The sequence below is a fragment of the Neobacillus drentensis genome, from assembly GCF_036965425.1.
GTDB lineage: Bacteria > Bacillota > Bacilli > Bacillales > Cytobacillaceae > Neobacillus > Neobacillus drentensis_F.
The window spans coordinates 1-4,366 of the sequence record NZ_JBALPP010000174.1 but is presented as its reverse complement, the minus strand read 5'-3'; the positions used below and the strand labels follow the sequence as shown (position 1 = coordinate 4,366).

The following is a 4,366-nucleotide window of genomic DNA, read 5'->3' as shown; positions in this document are numbered from 1 at the left end:
AATTATAACTACATATAACTAATTATAATTAGTTATAACTAATATGAATAGAACAAAAATCACATTTTATTATATTTTTTAGAAAATATATGTTTATAAATGACAGTACGGTAAAATAAAAAAGGAGGGATACAAATGACTAAGGAGCTTTCCTATACCATCGAAGAGGTTTCACAATTATTAAAGGTATCAAAATTAACCCTTTATGACCTTGTAAAAAAAGGGGAGCTGCCAGTATTCCGTGTAGGAAGACAGATGAGAGTAGATGCAAAAGACCTGGATCATTATATAAAAAAACATAAAACGAAACAGAATCTACTTCATTCTCCTGCTGTTGTGGGTATTCCCAAGAATGATATACCAGATTCTTATAATATTGTCATTAGCGGACAAGACCTGGTTCTAGATATTCTAGGTAAACATATTGAAAAGGATTCGCCCTTTAAATCTTTAAGATCTTTTACTGGAAGTCTAAACAGCCTTATCTCTATGTATCATGGGGAAGGTGACATCGTTAGCTTGCATCTGTTTGACGGGGACACAGGAGAGTATAATCTGCCATACATAAAAAAAATAATGGTCGGCTATCCCGTTATTTTAATCAATCTGCTTTCAAGGAAAGCCGGTTTGTATGTTAAAAAAGGAAACCCTAAACGTCTCACATCTTGGGCTGATTTAAACCGAGGTGATGTGAAACTTGTGAATCGGGAAAGGGGATCAGGAGCACGAATTCTTCTCGATGAACAATTAAGAATCAGCGGAATTTCTTCTAAGGAAATAAATGGATATGAGTACGAAGAGACAAACCATTTAAGTGTAGCTTCAGCGGTTTCAACCGGAATGGCAGATGTAGGGGTTGGAATTGAAAAAGCTGCTAAAATCGTTGGAATTGATTTTGTTCCATTAATAACAGAACGGTATGACCTGATTATTGTAAAATCTCCTAAAACGGAAGGATTAATAACGACAGTTAAACAGATTTTATCTTCCCAGCAATTTAAGTCAGAAATCACTTCTTTGGGTGATTATGATATCTCGCATACAGGAAAAATTATTTATGAGACCTTTTAAAAAAGGGCTGCTGGAAAATCAGCAGCCTTCTTTTTTTGATCGATTTGAAGTGTTCCTTACCACGGCCACTCGCTGCCTTCCACATCTTCAAGAAGCAGCACATCGACTACCGTACCAGCTTTGAAACCTATCGGCCCACCTGGCAATACCATTAAACTATTTGCTGTTGCCAGCGTTGACACCATACTTGATTTATCAAATCCAACTGGTTCGACTTGTAATCCCTCCTCGCTAAAGGACAGATAACTTCGCACAAATCGAGTAAATGAATTTGGAGTGGCAACATCTGCTTGTAAAATGGCACTTACTTTTTTTAAATGAGGCTTCTTTGAGCCAAATAATGTATTAACTATGGGTCTTACAAAAAGCTCAAACCCAACATAACAAGCTGAAGGATTCCCAGAAAGTCCAAATAATAATTTACCGTTTAATTCTGCAACGGTCGTGACGCTTCCTGGACGCATCGCAATTTTGTTAAATAATACACGTGCACCAAGCTTTTCATAAATGGCAGGTAAATAATCAAAGTCACCAACAGATACACCACCTGTTGTAATCAAAATATCTACCTCGTTTATTGCATTTGAAATAGCTTTATAGCAGTCTTCAAAATTGTCGGCTAACTTGCCAAAATAATAAGGAATAGCACCCACACGTTCAATTTGTGCATGCACCATATGTGCATTACTATTCCGAATTTTCCCAGGTTGAAGTTCCTCATGAACATCTAACAGTTCAGTTCCAGTTGCATAAATGCCAATAAGAGGTTTTTTTACAACTTCAACGTGGTGGTAACCGAATGTTGCCAGTAACGCTTGGACACCAGGATTTATATAGGTACCCCTCGGAACTAGGATATTTCCTCTTTTTACATCTTCTCCTCTAAAAGATATATTGTCACCTGCTTGAAAGGATCGTTCTATGGCTATGTATTTTTTTCCGTCTTTTTCAAATTCCTTTGTTAACTCAAGTAAGACAACAGTATCACAGTGATCTGGCATTTGTGCACCTGTCATTATACGGACTGCTTGAAATGGTTTCACTTCTTTCGTTACAACATGACCAGCACCGATTTCTTCTATGACCTCAAAAACTACAGGGTTTTGACAGTTTGCTGTTAGTGAATCTTTTGAACAAATGGCAAAACCATCATACCCAGAACGATCAAAATGAGGTACATCATGGTCTGCAATTAAATCTTCGCTTAAGTACCTTCCATATGCTTGTTCAAGCTTTACTTCCTCTGCTTTTCCAAAGCGGGCAAAACTCATGACCTTTTCAACTGCTTCTCCAATTTGAATAGGGGTTCTTACTTCTACCATGATAAATTCTTCCCTTTCTAAATTGAGTAAAATACTAAAAATCATAATTATTTATTATTAGACTTACTTGATTATAACAAATTAGTGATAAACAGAAATCTCTAATCTTTAAATAGACTAAAAACACCAAAGTAATAATATAAAAATGCTAATATTGTAATTATCTGTAGCAAAAAAGAAGGTTGCTGAATCAGCACCTTCTTTTTAAAGTAATCTATTAATATTTTATTGCATTGAAATCCAAACACTCTTAACTTCTGTATAGTTATTTAGTGCGTAGGATCCCATTTCGCGCCCGATGCCAGATTGTTTATAACCGCCAAATGGTGAAGCAGCATCAAAGGCATTGTAGCAGTTCACCCAAACGGTTCCTGCACGAAGGTTGTTGGCAATGTAGTGTGCCTTAGCCACATCTCGTGTCCACACACCAGCTGCCAATCCATATTCGCTACTATTTGCACGATTAATTAATTCGTCTAAATCGTCATATGGCATGGCAGATATAACAGGTCCAAAGATTTCTTCCTTGGCAATGGTCATTTCATCGCGTACATCTGCAAAAATAGTAGGAGATACAAAATAACCTTGTTCCTGAGGCTTTTCACCGCCAACAACTAGCTGTGCACCTTCATTTAGACCCTTCTCGATATAGCCAAGCACACGCTTTTGCTGCTCATCTGAAACAAGCGGTCCGATTTCTGTATCAGCATGGATTCCGGCACCTTGCTTAATTTTCTTTGCATGGGCAGCCATATCTGCAACAACATTATCGAATTGCTTCTTTTGGATGAACACACGCGAACCAGCACAGCAAACCTGTCCTTGGTTAAACATTACACCGTTCAGCGCACCTGGGATGGCTTTGGTTAAATCCGCATCAGGCAGGATAATGTTAGGCGATTTTCCTCCAAGCTCAAGTGTTACTCGCTTCAATGATTTAGAGGCATTTGCCATGATCAATTTTCCGACTTCAGTAGAACCAGTGAAAGCAATTTTATCGACTAAAGGATGGTCAACAAGCGGCTGACCTGCCGTTTCTCCAAAACCAGGAACAATGTTGACAACACCGGCTGGGAACCCGGCTTCTTGAATGAGCTCTGCTAAGTAAAGAGCTGATAGAGGAGTTTGCTCTGCCGGTTTTAACACAACTGTACAGCCAGTTGCAAGAGCAGCTCCGAGCTTCCACATTGCCATTAGAAGAGGGAAATTCCAAGGGATAATTTGTCCCACTACTCCCACTGCCTCGTGCCGAGTATAGTTTAAGAATGGTCCATTTACAGGAATGGTTTGTCCAACAATTTTCGTAGACCAGCCTGCATAGTAGCGCATATGTTCAATGGCCAAAGGTATATCTGCATTGGTTGTTTCCCGGATTGGTTTACCGTTATCTAACGTCTCTAATTGTGCTAGTTCAGCACTGTTTTCTTCCATTAAATCGGCGAGCTTATACATAAGCCGGCTTCGATTCGCAGCGCTCATTTTTGACCATGGTCCTTGATCAAATGCTTGACGGGCAGCTTTTACTGCAAGATCAATATCTTCTGCTCCAGCTTCATAAACACATGCTAATACCTCACTGGTAGCAGGATTGTAAGTATCAAATGTTTTTTGTGATTTACTCTCAACGAATTCACCATTAATAAATAACTTCTTCTTTCCAGTTAGGAACTTTTCAACCTTTTCTTTTAAAGCTGTGGTTAATTGACTCATCTTATTCCTCCTTAAAAAGAATATGTATTCTATTAGAAAAATCATGGTAGCGTTTACATAAGAAATGTTAACACTATGAAAATATATAAACAACAAAAAGAAGAATAAAAATTCTGACAACAATTGACAAAAGGATTAAAAACGATATTCAATAATGACTAGCTTTTTTATTTTGATCGTCCAAGGAGAGATGTGCACGGACAGAACAAATTTGTCTTAAGCAAGAAAATATCAAGGTTATATTATTAAATAGTATAAACTCG

The 4,366-nt window shown here is 37.8% G+C and carries 3 protein-coding genes; 1 reads left to right on the top strand and 2 read right to left on the bottom strand.

Annotated elements, in window-relative coordinates:
- The first annotated feature begins 135 nt into the window (after positions 1–135).
- Positions 136–1,071 (top strand): helix-turn-helix transcriptional regulator, encoded by a 936-nt coding sequence (locus V7161_RS29195; RefSeq protein ID WP_335716273.1) that lies wholly within the window; start codon positions 136–138, stop codon positions 1,069–1,071.
- A 56-nt stretch (positions 1,072–1,127) separates the two neighbouring features.
- Here the strand turns inward: V7161_RS29195 and V7161_RS29190 are convergent, their stop codons facing one another.
- Together V7161_RS29190 and V7161_RS29185 are read right to left on the bottom strand one after the other, a co-directional pair.
- Positions 1,128–2,393, bottom strand: a complete 1,266-nt coding sequence (locus tag V7161_RS29190; RefSeq protein ID WP_335716272.1) for a molybdopterin molybdotransferase MoeA — start codon at positions 2,391–2,393, stop codon at positions 1,128–1,130.
- A gap of 225 nt (positions 2,394–2,618) precedes the next feature.
- Positions 2,619–4,103, bottom strand: a complete 1,485-nt coding sequence (locus V7161_RS29185; RefSeq protein WP_335716271.1) for an aldehyde dehydrogenase family protein — start codon at positions 4,101–4,103, stop codon at positions 2,619–2,621.
- Positions 4,104–4,366: the final 263 nt, after the last annotated feature.